Source organism: Streptomyces sp. PKU-EA00015 (assembly GCF_013387495.1).
Taxonomy (GTDB): Bacteria; Actinomycetota; Actinomycetes; order Streptomycetales; family Streptomycetaceae; genus Streptomyces.
Genome location: NZ_JABZEE010000050.1, coordinates 88,213 through 113,630 on the forward strand (window position 1 = coordinate 88,213; position 25,418 = coordinate 113,630).

The 25,418-nt window shown below is 72.9% G+C and carries 21 protein-coding genes and 1 pseudogene; 11 read left to right on the top strand and 11 right to left on the bottom strand.

All coding sequences use genetic code 11. The features are described from left to right. Nucleotide 1: 1 nt before the first annotated feature. Nucleotides 2-1,201 (bottom strand): NAD(P)/FAD-dependent oxidoreductase, encoded by a 1,200-nt coding sequence (locus HW130_RS27725; protein ID WP_177152473.1) that lies wholly within the window; start codon nt 1,199-1,201, stop codon nt 2-4. A gap of 202 nt (nt 1,202-1,403) precedes the next feature. Between HW130_RS27725 and HW130_RS27730 the strand changes: the two genes are divergently transcribed. After that, nucleotides 1,404-2,189: a TSUP family transporter gene (locus tag HW130_RS27730; protein ID WP_177152474.1), complete on the top strand. Its 786-nt coding sequence runs from the start codon at nt 1,404-1,406 to the stop codon at nt 2,187-2,189. Between the two features lie 11 nt (nt 2,190-2,200). Here the strand turns inward: HW130_RS27730 and HW130_RS27735 are convergent, their stop codons facing one another. The 3 genes from HW130_RS27735 to HW130_RS27745 form a co-directional block, all read right to left on the bottom strand. After that, a complete protein-coding gene (locus HW130_RS27735; protein WP_177152475.1) occupies nt 2,201-2,656 on the bottom strand; it encodes a MarR family winged helix-turn-helix transcriptional regulator in 456 nt (151 codons plus the stop codon). 113 nt (nt 2,657-2,769) lie between these two features. Beyond that, nucleotides 2,770-3,417 carry a class F sortase gene (locus tag HW130_RS27740; RefSeq protein ID WP_177152476.1) on the bottom strand — a complete coding sequence of 216 codons (648 nt, stop codon included), beginning with the start codon at nt 3,415-3,417 and terminating at the stop codon, nt 2,770-2,772. A gap of 114 nt (nt 3,418-3,531) precedes the next feature. Further along, nucleotides 3,532-4,035: a hypothetical protein gene (locus HW130_RS27745; RefSeq protein ID WP_177152477.1), complete on the bottom strand. Its 504-nt coding sequence runs from the start codon at nt 4,033-4,035 to the stop codon at nt 3,532-3,534. A 251-nt stretch (nt 4,036-4,286) separates the two neighbouring features. On the opposite strand from HW130_RS27745, the gene HW130_RS27750 reads away from it, so the two are divergent. The 3 genes from HW130_RS27750 (at nt 4,287) to HW130_RS27760 (ending at nt 5,797) form a co-directional block, all read left to right on the top strand. Further along, the gene (locus HW130_RS27750; RefSeq protein ID WP_177152478.1) at nt 4,287-4,910 is read left to right on the top strand and encodes an NADPH-dependent FMN reductase; all 624 of its coding nucleotides are present in this window, start codon (nt 4,287-4,289) and stop codon (nt 4,908-4,910) included. 108 nt (nt 4,911-5,018) lie between these two features. Then, complete coding sequence (cutA, locus tag HW130_RS27755; RefSeq protein ID WP_177152479.1) at nt 5,019-5,360, top strand: divalent-cation tolerance protein CutA; 342 nt, start codon at nt 5,019-5,021, stop codon at nt 5,358-5,360. Continuing rightward, a complete protein-coding gene (locus tag HW130_RS27760; protein WP_309140598.1) occupies nt 5,357-5,797 on the top strand; it encodes a gamma-glutamylcyclotransferase family protein in 441 nt (146 codons plus the stop codon). Before cutA ends, HW130_RS27760 begins: the two co-directional genes overlap by 4 nt. A gap of 97 nt (nt 5,798-5,894) precedes the next feature. Here the strand turns inward: HW130_RS27760 and HW130_RS27765 are convergent, their stop codons facing one another. Then, nucleotides 5,895-7,997 (bottom strand): molybdopterin oxidoreductase family protein, encoded by a 2,103-nt coding sequence (locus tag HW130_RS27765; RefSeq protein ID WP_177152481.1) that lies wholly within the window; start codon nt 7,995-7,997, stop codon nt 5,895-5,897. Nucleotides 7,998-8,180: 183 nt separating this feature from the next. On the opposite strand from HW130_RS27765, the gene HW130_RS27770 reads away from it, so the two are divergent. Beyond that, nucleotides 8,181-8,765 carry a TIGR03086 family metal-binding protein gene (locus HW130_RS27770; protein WP_177152482.1) on the top strand — a complete coding sequence of 195 codons (585 nt, stop codon included), beginning with the start codon at nt 8,181-8,183 and terminating at the stop codon, nt 8,763-8,765. 241 nt (nt 8,766-9,006) lie between these two features. On the opposite strand, the gene HW130_RS27775 is transcribed toward HW130_RS27770, so the two are convergent. Further along, complete coding sequence (locus HW130_RS27775; protein ID WP_177152507.1) at nt 9,007-9,645, bottom strand: vancomycin high temperature exclusion protein; 639 nt, start codon at nt 9,643-9,645, stop codon at nt 9,007-9,009. Nucleotides 9,646-9,828: 183 nt separating this feature from the next. On the opposite strand from HW130_RS27775, the gene HW130_RS27780 reads away from it, so the two are divergent. The 5 genes and pseudogenes from HW130_RS27780 (at nt 9,829) to dnaG (ending at nt 16,969) form a co-directional block, all read left to right on the top strand. Then, complete coding sequence (locus tag HW130_RS27780) at nt 9,829-10,491, top strand: hypothetical protein (RefSeq protein WP_256356382.1); 663 nt, start codon at nt 9,829-9,831, stop codon at nt 10,489-10,491. Nucleotides 10,492-11,143: 652 nt separating this feature from the next. Continuing rightward, nucleotides 11,144-12,096, top strand: a pseudogene (locus HW130_RS27785) (sirohydrochlorin chelatase). Nucleotides 12,097-12,163: 67 nt separating this feature from the next. Then, nucleotides 12,164-13,573 carry a deoxyguanosinetriphosphate triphosphohydrolase gene (locus HW130_RS27790; protein WP_177152485.1) on the top strand — a complete coding sequence of 470 codons (1,410 nt, stop codon included), beginning with the start codon at nt 12,164-12,166 and terminating at the stop codon, nt 13,571-13,573. Nucleotides 13,574-13,761: 188 nt separating this feature from the next. Continuing rightward, nucleotides 13,762-15,024, top strand: coding sequence for an FAD-dependent oxidoreductase (locus tag HW130_RS27795; RefSeq protein ID WP_177152486.1), 1,263 nt, complete (start codon nt 13,762-13,764; stop codon nt 15,022-15,024). A 34-nt stretch (nt 15,025-15,058) separates the two neighbouring features. Beyond that, entirely contained in the window at nt 15,059-16,969 is a 1,911-nt protein-coding gene (gene dnaG / locus HW130_RS27800) for a DNA primase (RefSeq protein ID WP_177152487.1), read from the top strand. A gap of 162 nt (nt 16,970-17,131) precedes the next feature. Here dnaG and HW130_RS27805 read toward each other — a convergent pair whose 3' ends face one another. Both HW130_RS27805 and HW130_RS27810 read right to left on the bottom strand, forming a co-directional pair. Next, nucleotides 17,132-18,112, bottom strand: coding sequence for a nucleotidyl transferase AbiEii/AbiGii toxin family protein (locus HW130_RS27805; protein WP_309140600.1), 981 nt, complete (start codon nt 18,110-18,112; stop codon nt 17,132-17,134). Beyond that, the gene (locus HW130_RS27810) at nt 18,109-18,720 is read right to left on the bottom strand and encodes a hypothetical protein (RefSeq protein WP_309140601.1); all 612 of its coding nucleotides are present in this window, start codon (nt 18,718-18,720) and stop codon (nt 18,109-18,111) included. The genes HW130_RS27805 and HW130_RS27810 overlap by 4 nt, the downstream gene beginning before the upstream one ends. A gap of 167 nt (nt 18,721-18,887) precedes the next feature. Between HW130_RS27810 and HW130_RS27815 the strand changes: the two genes are divergently transcribed. Continuing rightward, a complete protein-coding gene (locus tag HW130_RS27815; RefSeq protein WP_309140603.1) occupies nt 18,888-20,027 on the top strand; it encodes an RNA polymerase sigma factor in 1,140 nt (379 codons plus the stop codon). 141 nt (nt 20,028-20,168) lie between these two features. Here the strand turns inward: HW130_RS27815 and HW130_RS27820 are convergent, their stop codons facing one another. The 3 genes from HW130_RS27820 to HW130_RS27830 form a co-directional block, all read right to left on the bottom strand. Continuing rightward, a complete protein-coding gene (locus HW130_RS27820; RefSeq protein ID WP_177152489.1) occupies nt 20,169-22,100 on the bottom strand; it encodes an ABC transporter ATP-binding protein in 1,932 nt (643 codons plus the stop codon). After that, complete coding sequence (locus HW130_RS27825) at nt 22,097-23,830, bottom strand: ABC transporter ATP-binding protein (protein WP_177152510.1); 1,734 nt, start codon at nt 23,828-23,830, stop codon at nt 22,097-22,099. Before HW130_RS27825 ends, HW130_RS27820 begins: the two co-directional genes overlap by 4 nt. 104 nt (nt 23,831-23,934) lie before the next feature. Next, nucleotides 23,935-25,380 carry an FGGY family carbohydrate kinase gene (locus HW130_RS27830; RefSeq protein WP_177152490.1) on the bottom strand — a complete coding sequence of 482 codons (1,446 nt, stop codon included), beginning with the start codon at nt 25,378-25,380 and terminating at the stop codon, nt 23,935-23,937. Nucleotides 25,381-25,418 lie beyond the last annotated feature (38 nt).

Here is a 25,418-nt window from a genome sequence, read left to right on the forward strand (position 1 = left end):
TTCAGAGGCCTCCATCATTGGTGAGCAGGTGGAGCAGGGGCACGGAGTCGGGAAGGGCCTCGTCGCCCTCCCAGGCCCGGGCGAGTGCGCCGACCGAGGCGAGGTCCCCGAGCAGCACTCCGCCGACGAGTCGGTCCCCGCGGACGACGACCTTGCGGTACGCGCCGCGGGTGGCGTCGGCGAGCTGGACGACGTCGTCGCCGGGACGGGGTGTCGGGTCGCCGAAGGCGGCGAGGTCGAGCGGGCTCGTCGCCGAGGCGAGCGTGAGCCGGGTCAGGGCACGGGTGCCGGTGTAGCGGGCGGTGGCGCCGGACCTGAGCACGGACGCGAGGACGTCGGCCTGTTCGAGGGCCGGGCCCGCGAGTCCGTGGACCACGCCGTTGTGCTCGGCGCAGTCGCCGATGGCGTGGATGTACGGGTCGGAGGTGCGCAGCTCGTCGTCGACGACGATGCCGCGGCGCACCGTGAGCCCCGCGTCCGCCGCGAGCCCGACCCGGGGGCGTACCCCGCAGGCCAGCACCACGAGCTCGGCGTCGAGCGTGAAGCCGTCGGCGAGCACCACGGCGCTGACCGCCTCGTCGGCGTCGGTGCGCAGTCCGCGCACCCGGCACTCGGTGTGCACCTCGACGCCCATGGCCTCGAGGTGGCTGCGCAGCAGCGTCGACGCGGAGACGTCGAGCTGGCGTTCCATGAGGTGCTCGCCCTGCTGGGCCAGCACCACCTTGGCGCCGCGCTCGGCGAGCGCCCGGGCCGCGGAGACGCCGAGCAGCCCGCCGCCGACGACGACGGCCCGGGTGCCGGGACGGACGGCCCGCGACAGGGCCTCGCAGTCGTCCATGGTCCGGAAGGGGTGCACGCCCTCGGGGAGGCCGGGGCCGATGCCGCGCAGCGGCGGCAGCACCGGGTTGGAACCCGTCGCGAGGACCAGCCGGTCGTAGCCGACCTCCGTGCCGTCCGCGCAGTGCACGAGCCGGCGTTCACGGTCGATGGACGTCGCCCGCACGCCGCGCCGCACGGGCACCTCGGGCAGGGCGATCACCTCGGGCCCGTACCGCCCGGCGAGCACCTCGGCGAGCAGCACCCTGTTGTACGGGGCGTGCTCCTCCTCGCCGATGACGGTGACGCGGGCGCCCGTGCCCAGCTGCCGCGCGAGCCGCGCGCCTGCCGTCCCGCCGCCGATCACCACGATGTCCGAAGTCATGCAAGCAGCGTGCGTCGTCGGTGTTACCCGGCAGGTTCCCTTCTGTTTCCCGTGAGGAACGCTGCCCTCAGCGGGGGCGCCGGGCGGGTGTGAGGGGCCGCCGCTCACAGGCGGATTCACGCCGGTCACGGAAAGCTCAGGGAACGCTCAAGAAACAGAAGTTCGTTGGAGGTGCACGCACCCCGTTCGTAGGGTCGCCATCGTGCCCGACATATCACTGACCACGCTGGTCGTCCTGTGTCTCGCCGCCGCCGCGGCCGGCTGGATCGACGCGGTGGTGGGCGGCGGGGGACTGCTGCTCCTGCCCGCCCTGCTGCTCGGACTGCCGAACGTCTCGGCCGCCAACGTCCTCGGCACCAATAAGGCCGTCGCGATCGTCGGCACCACGGGCGCGGCCGTCACCTATGTACGCAAGGCGCCCGTCCAGGTGACAACCGCCGTGCAGATCGGGCTCGCGGCCGTCGCCGGCTCCATGGGCGGCGCCTTCTTCGCCGCCGGGATCAGCAGCGACGTCCTGCGCCCCGTGATCATGGTCGTGCTGCTCGGGGTGGCGGCCTTCGTGATGCTGCGCCCCACGTTCGGGACGGTGACCGACGAGGCGCGGCGTCGTGTGAGCCGGGCCCGCACCGTCGCGGCGATCGTCCTCGTCGGCGGCGGCATCGGCTTCTACGACGGCCTGTTCGGGCCGGGCACCGGCACCTTCCTGGTCCTGGCGCTGACCGCCGTGCTCCACCTGGACCTGGTGACCGCCTCAGCGACCGCCAAGATCGTCAACGTCTGCACCAACGCGGGCGCGCTGGCGATGTTCGCGTACCAGGGCACCGTGCTGTGGCAGCTGGCCGCGGTCATGGCCGTCTTCAATCTGGCCGGCGGCATGATCGGCGCCCGCATGGCCCTGAGGAGGGGCAGCGAATTCGTGCGCGGTGTCCTGCTCGTCGTCGTCTTCTCCCTCGTCGCCAAGCTCGGCTTCGACCAGTGGAGCGCGTAGCACGGGACTACTCAGGAGCGGTCGGCGGTCTCGGCGAAGACGGCGTTCGCGCGCTCGGTGATCTGCAGCAGGACGCGGGCGGCGACGGCCAGGTCCTCCTCGGGGACGGTGCCGTAGACGCGGGGCGCGACCTCGGCCGCGAACGCGGCTAGCCGTGACTGCAGGGCCCGGCCGTCCTCGGTGAGCTGTATGCGGTCCTCCGCCGAGGCGGACGTCTCGACCAGGCCGGATCCGGCCAGCTCCGCCAGGGCCTTCAGCGCCTCGCTCCCGCCGATCTTCGCGGTGAAGGCCATCCGCTCCACGATCGCCTGGCGCGCGGCCGTTCCGCCCTGCGCGGCCAGGGTGTTCAGCGCGATGGAGTGGAAGAAGGTGTTGCCGGTGCGGGCCAGCTCGCGCTCCAGCAGGGCGCGGGCGGCGTAGTGGGCCTGGCCGAGTATCTGGCTGTTCAGCAGGGGGGCGGCGGACATGGCTGCTCCTGGAGGGCTCGACGAAGGGTTTGACGACGGTTCGACGGCGGTTCGACGGCGGGCGCACGGGGTGCGTCCGGCAGTAATACAGTACATGGCTACTATGTCCATGGCTAGCTTTTTCTGTCGTGCCCCGCCTCGCCCTGTCGCACCCCGATCAGGTGCGCGTACGCCACCACGTTGCCCTGGTAGCCCGTCTTCTCCGAGAAGCCGCCGCCGCAGGTGATCACCCGCAGTTCGGCGCGGTCGCTGGGGCCGTATACCTTCTCGTCGGGGAACGCGTGCGCCTCGTAGACCTCGATCGCGTCGATGGTGAACACCGCGGTCCGGCCGTCCTCCCGCGTGATCTCGATCCGGTGGCCCTTCTTGAGCGCGCCGAGGTCGTAGAAGACGGACGGGCCATCGGCGTTGTCCACATGGCCCGCGACGATCGCCGTGCCCTTCGCGCCCGGCGCGGTGCCGTCCTCGTACCAGCCGGCGAGATTGCGGTCGGCGGCCGGCGGCACCTCCAGGCTGCCGCCCCGCGCCAGACCGAGACCCCTCACCGGGGCGTCCACGTCGATCTCGGGGATGCGCAGCCGCAGCGGCGTGGACGCGGGCAGGGGGTCGGCGGCCGCGTCGGTGTGCTGGTCGGGGCCGGCGGCGAACGCCTCGGCGGCCGACGGCATCGGCGGCGTCACGTCCCGCGCGCCGTTCTGGACCAGCCACAGGCCCGCGCACATGGCCAGGACGACACCGAGGCCCTTGGCCCTGGTGTTCATCTCTCCTCCGGAAGGTGCTGGGGAGCCGGAAACGGCTCGCACCCCGCCCCCGTCGGCTCGGGGCCGGACGGGAGCGGGGGCTCGGGCGGTGCGGGATCCGGTGGAACCGGCCCGTCAGCTGTCCTGCGCGCCGCTCGCCCGGCGGCGCAGGAGCAGGGTCCCGCCGACGGCGGCCGCGGCGATGACCGCCGTGCCCGCCGCGATCTGGGTGGTGTCCGGTCCGACGCTGCCGCCGACACCGGTCCTCACATGGCCGCTCGGGCCGCCATGACGGATGGTCACGTCGCCGCGGGCCTTCTTGCCGTTCTTGCACAGGACGCCGATCCCGTGCGTGCCGGGCCGCGCGTCGTCGGGCACCGTGAACCGGCCCGCCGCGAGCTCCTTGTGCGTGCCCCGCGACAGCGTGAACTCGCCCGCGCCCAGCGCCCGCGCGTCACCGGTGCCGCGCCCGTTCCCGCCGCAGGCCTCGGTGCCGACGGTGACCGTGTCGCCCGGTTCGGCCGTCGACGGGTGGATCTCCAGGGAGCCGGAGTCCCCGGCGAAGGACGCCGCGGAGCCGAGACCTGTCGACGCGATGACCAGCGCGGAGCCGGTCATCAGGCGGGCGATCCTGCGCATGGGGGTCCTCCGGGAGCGCGTAATGCGTGGGTCCTCTGTTTCGAGGTAAAGGCCAAGCCGCGCCGCATGCCTGCTGATGGCACATCAGATTCACCGGCCCGGAACGGCGTGTCGTGCTGGACGCGGGGCGTTGCGGCAGGTCACCGCGGGTGACGGCGCTTTCGGATGGCGTGCGCTCCGGACGGTGCCGAACGGGTGACCGTGCACGGGCGCTTGACCTCAACCAAGCTTGAGGTACCACGCTCTTCCCCATGGACCTCACCACGCCTGAGAACACGACCGTCACCCCTGCCGACCGGGCCCCGCTGAAGCTCGCCGTCATCGTCGGGAGCAACCGAGAGGGACGCTTCGGGCCCGTCGTCGCCGACTGGTTCCTCTCCCGCGCCGCCCGTCGCGAGGACTTCACCGTCGACCTCGTCGACCTCGCCGAGACGGACCTGCCCACGTCCCTGTCCTACAAGCCGTCGCCCGCCGTCACCGCCGAACTCGCCAAGGTCACGCCCCGACTGGCCGCCGCCGACGCCTTCGTCGTCCTCACCCCCGAGTACAACCACTCCTTCCCCGCCTCCCTCAAGTCCCTCATCGACTGGCACTTCGGCGAATGGCAGGCCAAGCCGGTCGGCTTCGTCTCCTACGGCGGCATGTCCGGCGGGCTGCGCGCCGTCGAACAGCTGCGGCAGGTCTTCGCCGAACTCCACGCCGTCACCGTCCGCGACACGGTCTCCTTCCACAACGCCGGCGCCCATTTCGACGACAAGGGCAACCATCGCGACCCCGCCGGCCCCGACGCCGCCGCCAAGACGATGCTCGACCAGCTCGCCTGGTGGGGCACCGCACTCCGGTCCGCCAAGGCCGCGCACCCCTACGCGGCCTGAGGACCGGGCCCGGGGCAGAGGCGGCGGCGCGAGGGGCCGGGAGGTGCGTACCGTGGCGGGCACGGGCCCCGTCCCCGTGCCCCAGTCGCCTACCGAAGGAGCCCCGCCGTGGAGCAACAGCCCGCCGCGCCTCCGCTGCTCGCCGTGCTGACCACCACGGACAGCGCCGAGAAGGCGCACGAACTCGCGCAGGGCGCGGTGGAGGCCGGACTCGCCGCCTGCGCGCAGGTCTCCGCACCGGTCACCTCCGTGTACCGCTGGCAGAACGCCATCGAGCGCGCCGAGGAGTGGCAGATCCTCTTCAAGACCACCCCGGCCTGCTACGACGCCCTGGAAGCACACCTGACCGCCGCGCACGACTACGACACCCCGGAGATCATCGCCCTCCCGGTGGTGCGCGCGGGCGCCGCGTACGCGGCTTGGGTACGGGCGGAGACGAAGACGCTGTGACCGAGCGGCTGCCCTTCTTCGTCTACGGCACCCTGCGCCCCGGCGAGCACAACCACGACCTGTTCCTCGCCGGCCGCACGTCCGCCGAGGAGCCCGCGACACTGCCGGGCGCGCTGCTGTACGACGGGCCGGGCTACCCGTACCTGGTCGAGGACGTGCGGGAGGGCGGCGCGGTCGCGGGCGCGTGCGTGACTCCCGCGTACGGGGAGTACGCCCGCCTGCTGAGGACGCTCGACCAGCTGGAGGACTTCGTCGCCCCCGGCCACCCGCGCAACATGTACGAGCGGGTGGCCCGCGAGGTGATCCTCGCGGACGGCACCGCGACACGCGCCTGGGTCTACGTCGCCGCCGACGGCCTGGCCCGCGACCTCGCGGCACGCGGGCGGCGCATCGCGGGCGGCGACTGGTGCGGCCGTGCGGGAGCGGCGGGGGTGTGAACGGGAGCCGGCCGACCGGTCAGGCGGCCGGTCCACGCGGACCGCGCGCACGGTGGCGGGTCGGCGGTTGTCCGCGGGCCGCGCGCACAGTGGCCGGTCAGGCCGCCGGTTCCACGCGGACCGCGCACACCTTGAACTCCGGCATCCGCGAGGTCGGGTCGAGCGCCGGGTTGGTCACCGTGTTCACCCGGCCCTCGCCGGGCCAGTGGAACGGCATGAACACCGTGTCCGGCCTGATCCCGTTGGTGATCCTGGCCGGTCCCACCGCACGCCCGCGCCGCGAGACCACCGCCACCGGGTCGCCTTCCGCGGCGCCGATGCGCTCGGCCAGCTGCGGATGCAGTTCCACGAACGGGCCCGGCGCCGCCGTGGTCAGCTCGTCGACGCGGCGCGTCTGCGCTCCCGACTGGTACTGGGCGACGACCCGACCGGTGGTCAGCAGCACCGGGTACTCGGCGTCCGGTTCCTCGGCGGCGGGCCGGTGCGCCACGGGCACGAACCGCGCCCGCCCGTCGTCCGTGGCGAACCGGTCGAGGAACAGCCGCGGCGTCCCCGGATGGACCTCCGCCCCGTCCTGCGGCGCGGGCGCGGGGCACGGCCAGAACACCCCGTTCTCCTCGGCGATCCGGCGGTAGCTGATCCCCGAGTAGTCCGCGGGCCCGCCCGCCGACGCCCGGCGCAGCTCCTCGAAGACCTCCTCCGGGTCGGACGAGAAGCCCTTCTCGTGCCCCAGCAGCCCCGCGAGGGCGCCGAGCACCTGAAGATCGCTGCGCACGCCGGGCGGCGCGTCGACCGCGCGGCGCCGCAGCAGCACCCTGCCCTCGAGGTTCGTCATCGTGCCGGTCTCCTCCGCCCACTGCGTCACCGGCAGCACCACGTCCGCGAGAGCGGCGGTCTCCGACAGCACCACGTCCGCCACGGCCAGGAAGTCCAGCGACTTCAGCCGTTCCTCGATGTGCGCGGCGCGCGGCGCCGACACCACCGGGTTCGAGCCCATCAGCAGCAGCGACTTCACGTCCGTGCCGAGCGCGTCCAGCAGCTCGTAGGCGCTGCGCCCCGGGCCGGGCAGCGTCTCGGGCGCCACGCCCCACACCTCGGCGACATGGGCCCGCGCGGCCGGGTCGTCCAGCTTGCGGTAGCCCGGCAGCTGGTCGGCCTTCTGGCCGTGCTCGCGGCCGCCCTGCCCGTTGCCCTGCCCCGTCAGGCAGCCGTAGCCGGACAGCGGGCGGCCGGCCCGGCCGGTGGCCAGGCACAGGTTGATCCAGGCGCTGACCGTGTCCGTGCCCTTGGACTGCTGCTCGGGTCCGCGCGCGGTGAGCACCATGCCCGTGGGCGCGTCGCAGAACATCCGTACCGCCTCGCGCAGCTGGGGCACGCCGACGCCGGTGAGCCGCTCGACCAGCTCCGGCCAGTGCGCCATCGCCGCGGCGCGGGCGTCCGCCCAGCCGCTCGTCCGCTCCTCGATGAACTGCTCGTCCGTCCGCCCCTCGGCGACGACCAGGTGCAGCAGCCCGAGGGCGAGCGCCAGGTCGGTGCCGGGGCGGGGCGCCAGATGGAGGTCGGCCTGTTCGGCGGTCCGCGTGCGCCGCGGGTCGACGACGATCAGCGTGCCGCCGTTCTCCTTCAGCTCCGTCAGGTACCGCAGCGCGGGCGGCATGGTCTCGGCGAGGTTGGAGCCGACGAGGATCACGCACCCGGTCCGCGGGATGTCCTCCAGCGGGAACGGCAGGCCGCGGTCCAGGCCGAACGCCTTGTTGTGCGCGGCGGCGGCCGACGACATGCAGAAACGGCCGTTGTAGTCGATCTGCGAGGTGCCGAGCACGACCCGGGCGAACTTCCCCAGCGTGTACGCCTTCTCGTTGGTGAGCCCGCCGCCGCCGAAGACGCCGACCGCGTCCGCGCCGTGCGCGTCCCTCGTGCGGCGCAGCCCGTCGGCGATCGTACGCAGAGCCTCCTCCCAGGTGGCCGGCTCGAGCCGGCCTGTGGCGTGGGATCGGATGAGCGGCTCGGTCAGGCGCACCCGGGAGGAGAGCACGGCGGGGGAGGTGCGGCCCTTGCCGCACAGCGCCCCCCGGTTCACGGGGAAATCGGGGCGTTCCACCACCTCGACGACCGCATCGGCCGCCTTGCCGCCGCGCAGATTCATGCCGCACTGCAGGGCGCAGTAGGGACAGTGGGTCGGGATGGTCTCGTCGCGCATGACGCCCAGCGTGGAACATCCGTGTTACGTCGGCGGGCGCGGCGCATTACAAGCGGGGTACGCCGCCCTCCGCACGCGCAGCCGTCACCGGTGAGGCCGAGGGTGCCGACGCGCCACGGGCGGGGCGCTGACACGCGTGCGGCACGCTCGCATCCGGGTGCCCGGCGCGCGAGAGTGAGCCGCATGACGAACGACGACGCGGCAGACCTCCTCGCCCGGCACTCCGAGGCGCTCGCCCTCTTCACCGACCGGGTGCACGCGGTGCGCACGGACCAGTGGGACGATCCGACGCCGTGCACCGAGTGGACCGTACGCGACCTGGTCAACCACCTCACGGCCGAGCAGCTGTGGGTTCCCGACCTGGTCACGGGCGGGGCGGCCGTCGCGGACGTGGGCGATGCCCACGACGGCGACGTGCTCGGCGCGCGCCCGCGCGCCGCGTGGGACGCGGCCGCGCGCGCGGCCCGCAAGGCGTTCGCCGCGGACGGCGCGCTGGAGCGGACCGTGCAGCTCTCGTACGGCGAGACACCGGCCGTCGCCTACTGCGCGCAGATGACCGCGGACGCGGTGGTGCACGCCTGGGACCTGTCCCGGGCGATCGGGGCCCCCGAGCGGCTGCCCGACGCGCTCGTGGCCTTCGCACTGGAGGAGGTCACCCCGTACGCGGACCAGCTGGCCGAATCGGGTCTGTTCGCGCCGCCGGTCGAGCCGCCGCCGGGCGACAGCGCCCAGTGCCGGCTGCTGGCGATGCTGGGCCGCCGGGCCTAGGAGCTCTCGGCTCCGTGGGCGGTGCCGGACCAGCAAGATCACGCCCTAGGGTCTTTCGTTTGGATCAGGCCGGATCAGTGAGTGGGGGTCCCCCCACGCCCGCAGGGTGTAGGGGGAGGGTCTGGTGCGTGCGATCGCAAGGCGGAGGAGGGAGACAATGGCGGAGCCATGGCGACCGACGACAACGCGGCGAGCGTGCGTGCCAGGGCCCGCGAGCCCGGCCTGATCCAAACGAGAGGCCCTAGTTCCCGAGCGGTCGCTTGTGACCGTGGTGGGCCGACTCGAGAGCGTCCCGTACGCCCGGCTCCTTCGCGCCGAGGAACCTCGGGTCGGGCCGCAGCAGGGCGTCGAGCGACCCCTTGCCCGCCGCGAACACCTCCCGGACCCCGCCGTAGTACCAGGTCGCGTCGTGCGGCTCGGCGACGCCGACCCCGTACGACTCGACCCCGGCGGAACGGCACAGGGCGACGGCCCGGCGGATGTGGAAGCCCTGCGTCACCAGCACCGCGCGCTCGACGCCGAAGATCTCCTTCGCCCGGACGCAGGAGTCCCAGGTGTCGAAACCGGCGTAGTCGCTGACGATCCGCCCGTCCGGCACGCCGCGCTCCGTCAGATACGTGCGCATCGCGTCGGGCTCGTCGTACTCGACACGGCTGTTGTCGCCGGTGACCAGGACGACCTTGACCTTGCCCGCCCGGTAGAGCTCGGCGGCGGCGTCGAGGCGGTGCGCGAGGTACGGAGTGGGCCGGCCGTTCCACAGTCCGGCCCCGAAGACGACGGCGACCTCCTGCGCGGGCACGTCCGCGACGGCGCGGACGCGGCTGTCGGCGACGGCGTGCATCCATGTCGCGGGCGCGAGCGCGAGCACGCAGCCGAGCATGACGGCCTGCACGATTCGCCGCTGTCCGCGGCGCGAGATCTTCCGGAAACCCCTCACGGGACGTCAGACGCGGTGCCCGGGAAAACAGTTCGTCCCGTGGCCTTCCCTGTTGGCATGATCACTGCCGTGACGAGCGACAGGGCGCTGCGAGCGGCCCGTAACAATGCCGCGTGGTGCGAGGCCATGTGCCGCGCCCACGGCCGGCCGGGCGCCTTCGCTGCGCGCGCCTGGACGAACCCCCGCCGGACACCGCCGCTGTACCCGGACGCGGTGACGCTGACCCCCGACGCGTCCGCCGCCGACGTCCTCGCCGGTATCGACACCTCGGCCGCGGGCGCCTCGGTCAAGGACAGCTTCGCGTGCCTGGACCTGACGGCGGCGGGGTTCGAGGTGCTCTTCGAGGCGCAGTGGCTGTACCGCCCGGCGGACCTGCCCGTGCCCGCGGCACCGCAGGACACGCGGTGGTCCCCGGTGGCGACGGCCGTGGAACTCGCCGAGTGGGCGACGGCGTGGGACAGCGGACAGGGCCTCGACGGCGTGTTTTGCACGGAGCTGCTGTCCGACCCGGCGACGACCGTCCTGGCGGCACGCGACGCGGACGGCCGGGTGAGCGCGGGGGCGGTGCTGAGCACGAGCCCGGGGGCGGCGGGGATCTCCAACCTGTTCACCCGGGATGGCGACCTGGACGCCGCCTGGGCGGGCTGCCTGTCGGCGGTGACCTCGCGCTGCCCGGACGTCCCGGTGGTCGGCTACGAACACGGGGACGACCTGGAGGCGGCACTGCGGTCGGGCTGCGAGCCGGCGGGACCGCTGAGGGTCTGGCTGCTCACCACGCCCAACGCCTGAGTCGCCCACCCCCTGCCGGGCTTCGCCCACCCCCTGCCGGGCCTCGCCCACCCCCTGCCGGGCCTCGCCCGGCGTCCCGGTGCGCGCCGCGCCCTGCCGCTCGGCCCGGACCCCCCGCGCCGCGCCCCTGTCGGGGTTCCGCCCGAACCCCGCGCCTCAAGCGCCGGGCGGGGCCGGATGTGCCCGCCGGTGCGCCGACGTCGGCGACGCGGGCCGGGGGCGCATCCGCGGCCGCCGGGCCGTAGGAACATGTGGACACCGCGCGAAGCGCGATAAGAGGGGCCGGAAGCCCGTGCCCGCCGGGCACAGGAGCCCATTGACGCGCCTGCGGGACGCCGGGCCGACGCCCACGATGCGGGCCGGGGCCGCCAAGCCGTAGGGGGCACCACGCGAAGCGCGGCAGGGCATCCGTGCCCGCCGGGGCACGGGGCCATGGGGTCTGGGGCGGAGCCCCAGTTCCGGGAAGGGGCGGGGTGGGGAAACGGCCCGCGCAGCGGCCACCCGCCCACCTGCCGTGCGCCCTCGCGCGGCGGCCACCCGCCCACCTGCCGCCCGCCCCCGCGCACCGCCCGCACCCCAACCGTGAGCCCGGCGAAAACACCCGTCACCCCCGCGCAACACACCGGCAACCTCCGACCGCCACCATCGGTCCATGACGGAGCCGGAACACCTTCGTGAGTCCCTGCCCCTCCAGCCCGCGATGCCCCACGACAGCGCCGCGCAGTTCGACACCACCGCTCAGCTGCTGACGCGCATCACCGCTCAGCTCGGCACCCAGCTGAGTCACGTCCGACTGAACGGAACCCGCAGCGCATGCCCGAGGCCCACCACCGCCCGCCCCACTCCCACCCGACCCACCGCCGGCCGGCCCTCGTCGCCGTAGCCCACGGCAGTCGCGACCCGCGCGCCCTGCGCACCGTCTCCGCTCTCCTCGAGCGGGTCCGTGAGCTCCGGCCCGGTCTCGACGTCCGGCTCGGGCACATCGAGCTCAACGAGCCGCTGCTCGCCGACACCCTCGCCGGGCTGCGGGGAGCGCCCGCCGTGCTCGTGCCGCTGCTCCTCAGCCGCGGCTACCACGTGAAGCACGACCTGCCGCAGGCCGCCGCGGCCGCGCCCGGCGGCGGCGCGGACATCCGCATCGCCCGCCCCCTCGGCCCGCACCCCCTGCTGGTCGAGGCCCTGTGCTCCCGGCTCGCCGAGGCCGGCTGGTGCGACGCGGACGGCAGCAGCCGCAGCACCGGCGTCGTGCTCGCATCCGCCGGGTCACGTGACCCCGAATCCGCCGAGGACACCCGCCGCATGGCGGAGATGCTCGGCGAACGCCTCGGCGGCGTACCCGTCGTCGCCGCGTACGCCTCCGCGCTCGCGCCCACCGTCCCCGCCGCCGTCCGCGCGCTCACCGCCCGTGGCCGGCACCGCATCGCCGTCGCGTCCTACTTCGCCGCGCCGGGGCTCTTCGCGACCAGCAGCGCCGCCGCCGCACCGTGGATCGCCGCCGACCCGCTCGGCACCCACCCGGCGCTCGCCCGTCTGCTGCTCCACCGTTACGACGAGGCGCGGACGCGCCCGTACGCCCTGCGCGAGCAGGAGCTGTCGGCCGCCTGAGCAACCACCGGGGCTGCCTGCGGCCTTCCTGGTCCCCACTGTCGGCCCCGCCGGTTACCTTCGGTGCATGGATGGCACTGGCACCACCGGCACCGACGGCATCACCTGGCCGCCCGACCCCCAGGCACCCACCCCGCACGCCCGTGAGACGCCCGCTCCCGGGACCAAGACCCCCGAGTCGTACGCCTCGGACCCCTCGGCTCCCGACGGCTACGGCGCCGCGGACGCCGAGCGCTTCGCGCCCGAGCCCGACAAACGGCCCGGCCGTACGGCCTTCCAGCGCGACCGGGCCCGCGTCCTGCACTCCTCGGCGCTGCGCCGCCTCGCCGGCAAGACGCAGGTCGTCACCCCTGGCACCCGCAGCCACGCCTGGGACGCCAGCCCCCGCACCCGGCTGACGCACTCGCTGGAGTGCGCCCAGATCGGGCGCGAGATCGGCGCGGCGCTCGGCTGCGACCCGGACCTCGTCGAGGCGGCCTGCCTCGCCCATGACCTGGGCCACCCCCCGTTCGGCCACAACGGCGAGCAGGCGCTCAACGAATTCGCCGAGGACTGCGGCGGCTTCGAGGGCAACGCCCAGTCGCTGCGGCTGCTCACCCGTATCGAGCCCAAGCGGTTCGTCCCCGTCGCCGGCCACGACGAGCCCGTCAGCGTCGGGCTCAACCTCACCCGGGCCGCGCTGGACGCCGCCACCAAGTACCCCTGGCCGCGCGGCGGGCACCCCACCGACCCGTCCTCGGGGAAATTCGGGGTGTACGAGGACGACCTGCCGGTCTTCGCCTGGGTGCGCCGCGGCGCACCCGCGCACCGCAAGTGCTTCGAGGCGCAGGTCATGGACTGGTCCGACGACGTGGCGTACTCGGTGCACGACTTCGAGGACGGGCTGCACGCCGGGCACATCGACCCCAACTGCCTGCTGTCCCCGGCCGAGCGCGAGGGGATCTGGGCCGTCGCCGTTGGCCGTTACGTGCCGAAGGACACCGCTCCCGAGGAGCTGTCCGAGGCGCTCGACCGGCTGATCGACGCGCCGTGGTGGCCGCACCACTACGACGGCTCGGCCGTCGCCCAGGCCCGGCTCAAGGACGCGACCAGCCAGCTCATCGGCCGGTTCGCGCTGGCCGCCGAGGGCGCCACCCGCCATGCGTTCGGCGGCGGCGGGCTCACCCGGTACGAGGCGGAGCTCGTCGTCCCGCGCGCCACGCGCCACGAGTGCGCCGTCCTCAAGGCCGTCGCCGACCGCTATGTGATGCAGCGTGCCGAGCAGGAGGCGCTCCGCGCCGACCAGCGCATCGTGCTGGCCGAGCTGGCCGACGCGCTCACCGCGCGGGCGCCGGAAAGTCTGGAGCCGCAGTTCCGGGCACTGTTCGAGGCCGCGCCCGACGACCGGGCCCGCAAGCGTGTGATCGTCGACCAGATCGCCTCGCTCACCGACGCCTCCGCACGTACCCTGCACGCCCGGCTGCTCCTGCGCCGCTGACTCCCCGCACCCGGCCCGCCGGGTACGGTGATCGTTTGTCGATTCGTCCGGTTTGACACGCCAGAGGGGCACTCCCTCTTCCGCCGCCAAGCTCCGTGCGGGACGCTCGCTGAAGGCCGAGCGGCGCAGAGACAAACAGTGCAAGGACTCGCAGAGACAAACAGTCCAGGGACTCCAGGAGGCATCACGTGGTCGACGCACATCGGACCTTCGTCATCGTCGGCGGTGGACTGGCCGGGGCCAAGGCCGCTGAGACCCTCCGTGCGGAGGGGTTCACCGGGCGAGTGATCCTCATCGGCGACGAACGCGACCACCCGTACGAACGTCCGCCGCTGTCCAAGGGCTTCCTCACGGGCAAGGAGGAACGCGACAGCGTCTTCGTCCACGAGCCGGGCTGGTACGCGCAGGCGGACGTCGAGCTCCACCTCGGCCAGCCGGCCGTGTCCATCGACCGCGCGGCCAAGTCCGTCCGCCTCGGCGACGGGGCCGTCGTCCACTACGACAAGCTGCTGCTGGCCACCGGCGCCGAGCCGCGCCGTCTCGACATCCCCGGCACCGGACTCGCCGGAGTCCACCACCTGCGCCGCCTCGCCCACGCCGAGCGGCTGCGCGGCGTCCTCGCCGCCCTCGGCCGGGACAACGGCCACCTCGTCATCGCGGGCGCCGGCTGGATCGGCCTGGAGGTCGCCGCCGCGGCCCGCGGATACGGCGCCGAGGTGACCGTCGTCGAACCGGAGGCCACCCCCCTCCACCAGGTCATCGGGCCCGAGCTCGGCCAGGTCTTCGCCGAGCTGCACCGGGAGCACGGCGTCCGCTTCCACTTCGGTGCCCGCCTCACCGAGATCATCGGCCAGGACGGCATGGTGCTCGCCGCCCGTTCGGACGACGGCGAGGAGCACCCCGCCCACGAGGTCCTCGCCGCGATCGGCGCCGCCCCGCGCACCGCGCTGGCCGAGGGCGCGGGCCTCGCGCTCGCCGACCGGGCGCACGGCGGCGGGATCGCCGTCGACGCGAGCCTGCGCACCTCGGACCCCGACATCTACGCGGCCGGTGACGTCGCCGCGGCCCAGCACCCGCTGATCGGCGCCCGCCTGCGCGTCGAGCACTGGGCGAACGCGCTGAACGGCGGCCCGGCCGCCGCCCGCGCCATGCTCGGCCAGGCCGTCACCTACGACCGCGTCCCGTACTTCTTCTCGGACCAGTACGACGTGGGCATGGAGTACAGCGGCTGGGCGCCCCCCGGGTCGTACGACCAGGTCGTGCTGCGCGGCGACGTCGGCAAGCGCGAGTTCATCGCGTTCTGGCTGAGCGGGGGCCGGGTGCTGGCGGGGATGAACGTCAATGTGTGGGACGTCACCGAGAACGTCCAGCAGCTCATCCGGTCCAAGGCGCGCGTGGACGCCCAGGCGCTGGGCGACCCGAGCGTCCCGCTCACGGAACTCGGCGGCTGAGGGCGCTGTCCCCGCGCCACCGTAGACTTCACGCGTGGCAGGCAGGATCAACGATGACGACGTGAAGGCGGTGCGGGACGCGGTCCCAATCGACGCCGTCGTGTCCGAGTACCTCCAGCTGCGCAACGCGGGCGGCGGCAACCTCAAGGGGCTGTGCCCCTTCCACGACGAGAAGTCACCCTCCTTCCAGGTCAGCCCCAGCAAGGGCCTGTTCTACTGCTTCGGCTGCCAGGAGGGCGGCGACACCCTCGACTTCGTGATGAAGATCGACCACCTCTCCTTCTCGGAGACGGTCGAGCGCCTCGCCGCACAGGCGGGCATCACCCTGCGCTACGAGGAGGGCGGGTACAACCCCACCCACCAGCGCGGCGAGCGGATCCGCCTCGTCGAGGCGCACAAGATCGCCGCCGAGTTCTACGTCGAGCAGCTGGACGGCCCCGAGGCCGAGATCGGCCGGAAGTTCCTCGGCGAGCGCGGCTTCGACCAGGCGGCCGCCCAGCACTTCGGCGTCGGCTACAGCCCGGCCGGCTGGGACCACCTCACCCGTTACCTGCGCGGCAAGGGCTTCAGCGACAAGGAGCTCGTCCTCTCCGGCCTCTCCCAGGACGGCCGCCGCGGTCCCATCGACCGCTTCCGCGGCCGGCTGATGTGGCCCATCCGCGACATCACGGGCGAGGTCGTCGGCTTCGGCGCCCGCAAGCTGCGCGACGACGACAACGGCCCGAAGTACCTGAACACCCCCGAGACCGCGATCTACAAGAAGTCGCACGTCCTGTACGGCATCGACCTCGCCAAGAAGGAGATCGCCCGCACCAGCCGGGCCGTCGTCGTCGAGGGCTACACGGACGTGATGGCCTGCCACCTCGCGGGCGTCACCACCGCGATCGCGACCTGCGGCACGGCGTTCGGCGGCGACCACATCAAGATCCTGCGCCGGCTGCTGATGGACAACGCCACCGCCGAGGTGATCTTCACCTTCGACGGCGACGCGGCCGGTCAGAAGGCCGCGCTGCGCGCCTTCGAGGACGACCAGAAGTTCGCCGCCGAGACATCCATCGCGATCACCCCCGGCGGTATGGACCCGTGCGAGCTGCGGCTCGCCGAGGGCGACGCGTCGGTGCAGAAGCTGGTCGAATCCCGCACTCCGCTCTTCGAGTTCGCGATCCGGCAGATGGTGGCCCGGCACAATCTGGAGACCCCCGCCGGGCGGGCCGCCGCCCTCGACGAGGCGGCCCCGGTCGTCGCGGGCATCAAGAACATCGCGATCCAGCACGAGTCGGCCGTTCAGCTCGCCGGCATGCTCGGGATCCTCGACACGCAGTTCGTGGTCAAGCGGGTGGCGCAGCTGGCTCGTTGGGCCCGTGAGCGCGGCGGGCGCGGCGGCCCGGAGAGGCCCGGCGCCGCGCGTTCGCAGCAGCAGGCCCAGGCAGCGCCGGCGCCCCAGTACGTGTCCGGGCCCGCGCTCAATCTGCGCAGCCCCGCCCACCGCACCGAGCGCGAACTGCTCAAGCTCGCGCTCCAGTACCCGGCCCTGGTCTCGCCGGCCTTCGACGCCTACGGCGTCGACGAGTTCACCGCCCCGCCGTACGCGGCCGTCCGCCAGACCATCGAGGACGCCGGCGGCGCCGAGCAGGGCGCCGGGGACACCCCCGGCTACCTGGCCCGCGTCCGCGACGCCGCGCCGAACGACACGGTGCGCGCGCTCGTCACCGAGCTGGCGGTGGAGGCGGTCCACGGCAGGACCGTCGACGAGGCGTACGCGGGCGAGCAGCTCGTCCAGGTCCGGCTGCGCGCGGTGGACCGCCGTATCCGCGACATCCAGGGCACGATGGCCCGCCTGGGAAGCAACGCCGACCCCGAGCGGTACGCGGCCGTGGCCAACGAACTGTGGGTGCTCCAGCAGTACGCCCAGTCCCTGCGCAACCAGGGCGCGGCGGCGCTGTAGCGCACCGCTCGGCCCGCCTCGGCGGGACGCGAGGGCCGGCGCGAGGACGGGCGCGAGGCCGACGAGCGGTCCGTATCGGACGGCGTCACCTCGGTGGACTTCCGGGGGCCGCGCGGGGACTGACCCGGCGGCCGTCGACGTTCCCCGCCGGGCCCCCAGGAGTCACCGCTCGTCCGCGAACGTCGGGGCGAGCGCCGTCAGCAGCCGTTCGGCGTACACGCGCTCGCCGTCCGCGAACTGCGGGTAGTCCGCGGCGAAGTGGTCCCACTCGACGTACCCGACGGCCTCCTCGACATCCTCGAACAGGACCGTCTCGCGGTACGGGTACGGCCACTCGCCGGTCAGCCGGAACACCTCGTCGAGCAGCTCGTACGACAACGAATGGCGCTCTGCGAGGAGGGCGGCGTCGTAGAGGTCCTTGCCCTGCGTGTAGGCGTCGGTGAGCAGCCACTGGAGCTTCCACGCCAAGGACAGTTCCGGGCTCGCCGCCTGCAGCTCGGTGCCCGCGACCGTGGCGCGGACCGCCTGACTCGGCAGCCGCTCGTTGAAGACGAAGTCGAGCTGGACCTGACCGCCGGGCAGGCCCGGAACGGACCACGGCAGCACCATCCGCCGCCCCGGCACCCGGTCGTACGTCCAGATGTACTCGGACTCGGCGCCGCTCGCGTCGATCGTCAGCGGACCGCCCCGCTCCTCGGCCGCGCGCTGCGCGGCCGACGCGATCCCGGCCAGCATGGTGCCGGTGCGCTCCTCCTCGATGTCCCAGTCGGCGGGCACGACCACGAAGTCGAGATCTTTCGGCTCGCGTGCCTCACCCGGGAACCAGGCCGCCATCAGCATGCTGCCGCGCAGCACCAGCGAATCGGCCCACCCCGATCGCGAGACGGCGTCGAGGACCGTGTCGAGCGCGGTGCGCCGGGCCGACTGCCAGGCCGCGGTATCGGTCGTGACAGCGTCCAACGGCCGGAACGCCCTGCTGAAGTGCTTGAGCGCAGGGTCGAAGACCTGGTGCTGCGCACCCTGGTGGTCCATGCCCACCCGCAGGGTCCGCGGCAGTTCCGTGGTGCGCCGCTCGATGTCCGCCTTTGACTCGGCCGGATCCTCCGGCCCGCCCGGAATCGGCCGCCTGCCTGCCTGCGTCACTGTGCCGCCCCCTCCTCGATCCATCCGTCGTCGACCGACAGATCACTGTCGTACAGCACGAACTCCCGCTCCTGTGACCGGATGTCGTAGCCCTGCTTCGTCAACGCCGCGACCAGCGCGTCACACGCCCTGCCCGCTTCCGCCGCGGACACCCCATGGCAGCGCTGCGTCACGAACCGCTCGTGCCGTCCGCCGCCGGACACCCTCCGCGCGTTCCACGACAAGTGCGCCCCGTGCCGCACGGCCAGCGCGGTGAGCGCCTCGCGGTCGAAGTCCCGGTCCAGCAGCAGCTTCAGGTGGTGCTCGAAGTACCCGTCCGCGGCCGCCGCCACCTCCGGTGACCAGGGCGTGGTCTCGATCTTCACGCGCACCGGGTCGAAGCCGGCCGACCGCAGCCGTTCCACCAGCCGCGCGGCGGTGGCCCGTTGGGCCGCGAAGCCGTCGCCGCCCTTCAGGGTCAGCATCGGCTGGGAGACCATCCGGCCCCGCGCCAGCTCGATGTGCGTCACCTTCAGCCCGGCCGCGTGCGCCCAGGCGTCCAGCCTCTCCTCCCCGCCGGCGCCGCAGCGCACGGTCACATGGGTCTCGTACTCACAGCTCTTGTGCACCGGCAGATACTCCCAGACTCCCGCACGCCGGGCATTCGAGTAACCGACCGGTCACGCACGGGTCGCAAAAAGTCACCGCACGCCCCTCGTGGCAGGGATGTGTCGTACCGCACACTGGGGGCGGTGCCTGAGCCCTCGGAGTTGCCGCACGCCCCCGACCGGCAGCGATCACCCTGGAGGTCGCCCCCGTGCAGACCCAGACCCTGACCGAGACCGACGCGGCCGTGGCCGTCGCCACGGCCGCCGTCGAGCAGGTGCCCGCGCAGGGCCGGCCAGCGGGACACCCGGAGGCGGTGCCGGACCCCGTGGACGCGAGCGCGGCCGAGGACGAGGCCGCCGACGAACTCGAACTGCCCGAGCCGCCCCGGCCCGTGGCCCGCGCCGTCGAGGGATCGGGCCCGTCCTCCGACCTGTTCCGCCAGTACCTGCGCGAGATCGGCCGCATCCCGCTGCTCACCGCGGCCGAGGAGGTCGAGCTGGCGCGGCGCGTCGAGGCGGGCCTCTTCGCCGAGGAGAAGCTCGCGAACACGCCCGACCCGGACTCCCGGCTCGCGGTCGACCTCGACCGGCTGGTGGTCATGGGCCGGCTCGCCAAGCGCCGCCTGATCGAGGCCAACCTCCGCCTCGTCGTCTCGGTCGCCAAGCGCTACGTGGGCCGCGGGCTCACCATGCTCGACCTCGTCCAGGAGGGGAACCTGGGCCTGATCCGGGCGGTCGAGAAGTTCGACTACGCGCGCGGCTACAAGTTCTCGACGTACGCGACGTGGTGGATCCGCCAGGCCATGTCCCGAGCGCTCGCCGACCAGGCCCGCACGATCCGGGTGCCGGTCCATGTCGTGGAGCTGATCAACCGCGTGGTCCGCGTCCAGCGCCGGATGCTTCAGGAGCGGGGCTACGAGCCGACGCCCGAGGAGGTCGCCGCCCAGCTCGACCTGCCGCCCGAGCGGGTCGGCGAGGTGCTGCGCCTCGCGCAGGAACCGGTGTCGCTGCACGCGCCGGTGGGCGAGGAGGACGATGTCGCCCTCGGCGACCTGATCGAGGACGGCGACGCCGCGTCGCCGGTCGAATCGGCGTCCTTCCTGCTCCTGCGCGAGCACCTGGAGGCGGTGCTGTCCACGCTCGGCGAGCGCGAACGCAAGGTGGTCCAGCTCCGCTACGGCCTGGCCGACGGACGCCCCCGCACGCTGGAGGAGATCGGCCGCCTCTTCGGCGTGACGCGCGAACGAATCCGCCAGATCGAGTCCAAGACCCTGACCAAGCTCCGCGACCACGCGTTCGCCGACCAACTCCGCGGCTACCTCGACTGACCGCACCCCGACGGCGGGGGACCGGCCACCACCCGAGACCACCGCGCCCCCGCCGGGTGCGCCCCCTCCCGGCCGGGGCTGTGCGCAGCCGCCGGCCGGGTCCGGGGCGAAGCCCCGGTTCCGGGAAGGGGTGCGTGGGGGCTACTCCACCTCGACCACCGCCTGTGCGAACTGCGCCGCGTACAGCCGCGCATACGCACCCTCCGCCGCCAGCAGCTCCTCGTGCGTCCCCTGCTCGACGATCGATCCGTCCTCCATCACCAGGATCACGTCCGCGTCCCGGATCGTGGAGAGCCGGTGGGCGATCACGAAGCTCGTGCGGCCGTGGGCCAGGCGGGCCATCGCCTTCTGGATCAGCACCTCCGTACGCGTGTCGACCGAGCTCGTCGCCTCGTCCAGCACCAGGATCACCGGGTCGGACAGGAACGCCCGCGCGATGGTGATCAGCTGTTTCTCGCCGGCGCTCACGCCCGAGCCCTCGTCGTCGATCACCGTGTCGTAGCCGTCGGGCAGCGTGCGGATGAACCGGTCCGCGTGCGCCGCGCGCGCCGCCTCCTCGATCTCCTCACGGGACACCTTCCGCGAGGCACCGTACGCGATGTTCTCCGCGATCGTGCCGCCGAACAGCCAGGTGTCCTGCAGCACCATGCCTATGCCCGACCGTAGGTCCTCACGGGACATCTTCGCGATGTCGACCCCGTCGAGCGAGATCCGCCCGCCGGTCACCTCGTAGAACCGCATCAGCAGATTGACCAGCGTCGTCTTGCCCGCGCCCGTCGGGCCGACGATCGCGACCGTGTGCCCGGGTTCGACGGTGAGTGACAGGTCCTCGATCAGCGGCTTCTCCGGCTCGTAGCGGAACGCCACCTTCTCCAGCGACACCCGTCCCTCGGTCCGCTCGGGCCGCTCGACGGACGGAGCGTCCGGCTCCTGCTCCTCCGCGTCCAGCAGCTCGAAGATCCGCTCGGCGGACGCGACACCCGACTGCACCAGGTTCGCCATGGAGGCGACCTGCGTCAGCGGCATCGAGAACTGGCGCGAGTACTGGATGAACGCCTGCACGTCACCGATGGACAGGGAGCCGGACGCGACCCGCAGCCCGCCGACGACGGCGACCAGCACGTAGTTCAGATTGGAGACGAAGAGCATCAGCGGCTGCATCATCCCGCTGTTGAACTGAGCCCTGAACCCGGCCTCGTACAGTGCCTCGTTCTGCTCGGCGAAGCCCTGCGCCGACTCCTTCTGGCGGCCGAAGACCTTCACCAGCGCATGACCGCTGTACATCTCCTCGACATGCGCGTTCAGCGCGCCCGTCGACTTCCACTGGGCGACGAAGTGCGGCTGCGACCGCTTGCCGACCCGCGTCGCCACGAACACCGACACCGGTACGGTGACGAGTGCGACCAGCGCCAGCAGCGGCGAGATCCAGAACATCATCGCCAGCACGCCGACGATCGTGAGCAGCGAGTTGATCAGCTGGCCCATCGACTGCTGGAGGGTCTGCGAGATGTTGTCGATGTCGTTGGTGGCACGACTGAGCACCTCGCCGCGCTTGGCCTTGTCGAAGTACGACAGGGGCAGCCGCGACAGCTTCGTCTGCACGTCCTCGCGCATCCGGTACACGGTCCGGTTGATCACCTTGATCGACAGCCGCGTCGACACCAGCATCAGCAGGCCCGCCGCCACGTACACGGCAAGGGCCACCAGCAGCACGTTGCCCACGGCGGTGAAGTCGATGCCCTCGCCCGGGGTGAAGTCCACTCCGGAGAGCATGTCGGCGAGTCCGTCGTCGCCCTTCGCCCGCAGGCCCTCGACCGCCTGCTCCTTGGTCGTGCCGTCGGGCATCTCCCGGCCGACGACGCCGGCGAAGACGAGGTCGGTCGCCATTCCGAGGATCTTGGGCCCGATCACGTTCAGCGCGACGCTCAGCACACCGGCCGCCAGCATCCACCACAGCGCGGCCCGCTCGGGCGCCAGCTGCCGCAGCAGCCGCTTGCCCGAGCCCTTGAAGTCCATCGACCGCTCGCCGGGACTCTGGCCCGCCATCATCCGTGCAGCAGGTCCCCCGCTCATGCGGCCTCCGCCTCCGTCAGCTGCGAGAGCACGATCTCTCGGTACGTCTCATTGCCCTGCATCAATTCGTGGTGGCTGCCCGCCCCCACGACCCGCCCCTCGTCCAGCACCACGATCCGGTCCGCGTCACGGATCGTCGACACCCGCTGGGCGACGATCACGACCGTCGCCTCGGCGGTCTCGCGCGCCAGCGCCGCCCGCAGGGCCGCGTCCGTCGCGTAGTCGAGTGCGGAGAACGAGTCGTCGAAGAGGTAGATCTCCGGACGCTGCACCAGGGTCCGCGCGATCGCGAGCCGCTGGCGCTGGCCGCCGGAGACGTTCGTCCCGCCCTGGGCGACGGGCGCGTTCAGACCGCCCTCGAGTCCGCGCACGAAGTCGGCTGCCTGCGCCACCTCCAGCGCCTGCCACAGCTCGTCGTCGGTCGCGTCCGGATTTCCGTAGCGCAGGTTGGTCGCCACGGTGCCGGAGAAGAGGTACGGCTTCTGCGGCACGAGCCCGACCGTGCGGGCCATCAACTCCTGGTCCAGCTCCCGCACGTCCACGCCGTCGACGAGCACCTCGCCGCCCGTCGCGTCGAACAGCCGCGGCACCAGCCCCAGCAGCGTCGACTTGCCGCTGCCGGTCGACCCGATGATCGCGGTGGTCTCGCCCGGCCGCGCCACCAGATCGATGCCGCGCAGCACCGGCTCCTCCGCGCCGGGGTAGCAGAAGTCGACGCCGCGCACCTCCAGATGACCGCTGGCGCGCAGCTCGCGCACGGGCGCGCTCGGCGGAACGACGCTGGAGTCGGTGTCCAGCACCTCCTGGATGCGCTCGGCGCACACCTCCGCACGCGGCACCATCATGAACATGAAGGTGGCCATCATCACGGCCATCACGATCTGCATCAGATACGCGAGGAAGGCGGTCAGGGCGCCGATCTGGATGGCCCCGCTGTCGATGCGGTGCGCGCCGAACCAGACGACCGCGATGGACGACACGTTCACCACGGTCATCACGGTGGGGAACATCAGCGCCATCAGCCGGCCGGTGGACATCGACACGTCCGTCAGCTCGTCGTTCGCCCCGCGGAAGCGCTCCTTCTCGTACGTGTCCCGGACGAAGGCGCGGATCACGCGGTTGCCGGTGATCTGCTCGCGCAGCACGCGGTTCACCGTGTCGAGCCGCTCCTGCATGGTGCGGAACAGAGGGCGCATCGTCTTGACGATCAGCGACACGGCGATGCCGAGCACCGGCACGACCGCCAGCAGCACGACCGACAGCGGCACGTCCTGCCCGAGTGCCATCAGGATGCCGCCGACGCACATGATCGGCGCCGACACCATCAGCGTGAACGCCATCAGCACAAGCATCTGGACCTGCTGGACGTCGTTCGTCGTCCGCGTGATCAGGGACGGCGCACCGAAGTGGCCGACCTCGCGGGCGGAGAAGCTCTGCACCCGAGCGAACACCTCGGCCCGCACGTCCCGTCCGAGGGCGGCGGCGGTCCGGGCGCCGTAGAAGACGGCCCCGATGTTGCACAGCACCTGGACCACGCTGATGCCGATCATCAGCGCGCCGACGGTCAGGATGTGCCCGGTGTCCCCGGTGACGACACCGTTGTCGATGACGTCGGCGTTGAGGGTCGGCAGATAGAGGGTGGCGCTGGTCTGCAGCAGTTGCAGCACCACCAGCAGGGCGATCGGTTTCTTGTACGGACTCAGGTAGGTCCGCAGCAGTCTTATCAGCACGTGCGGTCTCTCGGGCTCGGCAAGATCGGCGGTCACCTCATCTTCCGGCACCCGGCCGCCGAACCCCCAAGGGTTTTCCCCAAGCCCGAGTCAAAAGCAGATTGTCATACCGCGGAGCCGAACGCCCCCGGGTGGATCTGGTCCCGCGTCGCCCCGTACTGCTGGCGCACCGCCTTGCCCACCGCGGCATCCTCGCCCGGCTCGAAGACCTGTGCGGCGGCGCCCTGCCAGGCCGGCGGCGCCTGCGGGGACAGCGTCCCCCGCGCGGTGCCCAGCGCCCACGCGGCCTGCCGGGCCGCGCCCAGGGCCGCGTAGTCCGCGGGCTGCGGCACGACGACCTGCGTCCCGAAGATGGAGGGGGCGATGGCCTGGACGGCCGGCAGTTCGGCGGCCGCCCCGAGCAGGAACACGCGGCGCACGTCGACCCCGCGCCCGCGCAGCACGTCCAGCGCGTCGGCCAGCGAGCAGAGCATGCCCTCGAACGAGGCCCGGGCCAGGTGCTCGGGCTTCATCGACTCACGCCGCAGCCCGCTCAAGGTGCCTGCCGTGTAGGGAAGTTGGGGGGTGCGTTCGCCCTCCAGGTACGGCAGCAGCACCAGGCCGGACGAGCCGGGAGTGGACTTCAGGGCGAGCGCCGACAGCTCGGCCAGGTCGGCCGCGCCCAGCAGCTCGGCCGTGCCGCGCAGTGCCCGTACGGCATTGAGGGTGTGCACGACCGGCAGGTGCATCCCCGTCGCGTCGGCGAAGGAGGTGATCATTCCCGTCGGGTCGGCCAGCGCCTCGTGGTGCACGGCCATCACGGAACCGGAGGCCCCCAGCGACACCACCGCGTCGCCGGTGCCGACGCCGAGCCCGAATGCGGCCGCCATGGTCTCCCCGGTGCCCGCCGAGATCAGCAGCCCCTCCGGCGTCGTCCCGGCGGCGTCGGCGGGGCCCAGCACCTCGGGCAGCGCACACGGGTGCCCGAGCGCGAGCTCGACGAGGTCGGGACGGTAGGAGCCGGTGCCGGCCGACCAGTAGCCGGTGCCGGAGGCGCCGCCGCGGTCGGTGGTCCGGCGGGCGGGGCGGCCGAGCAGCTGCCACACCAGCCAGTCGTGCGGCTGCATCACGGCCGCCACCCGCTGCGCGGCCTGCGCCTCGCTCCGGGCCAGCCAGCGCAGCTTGGCCACGGGCTGGGCGGCCTGCGGAACCGATCCGACGGCCTCCGCCCACGCCTGGCGCCCACCGAGCGCGTCGATCAGATCGGCCGCCGCGACCTGAGCCCGCTTGTCGTTGCCGAGCAGTGCGGGCCGCACCAGGCCGCCCTGCGCGTCGAGCGTGATCAGGCCGTGCTGCTGGGCGGAGACGCCGATGGCCTCCACGCCCTCCAGCAGACCGCCGCCGGCCGCCTCGCCGAGCGAGAGCAGCCACGCCTGTGGATCGATCTCGGTGGCCTTGGGCTCGACGGGATGCGGCGCGTATCCCTGGCGCAGCACTGCGCCTGTGTCCGCGTCGCAGACGACGATGCGTGTGAACGCGGACGAGCTGTCCAATCCGGCGACTATCCCCATGTCCGGAATTCTGCCGTACGCCGGGAGCGGTCTCGTCC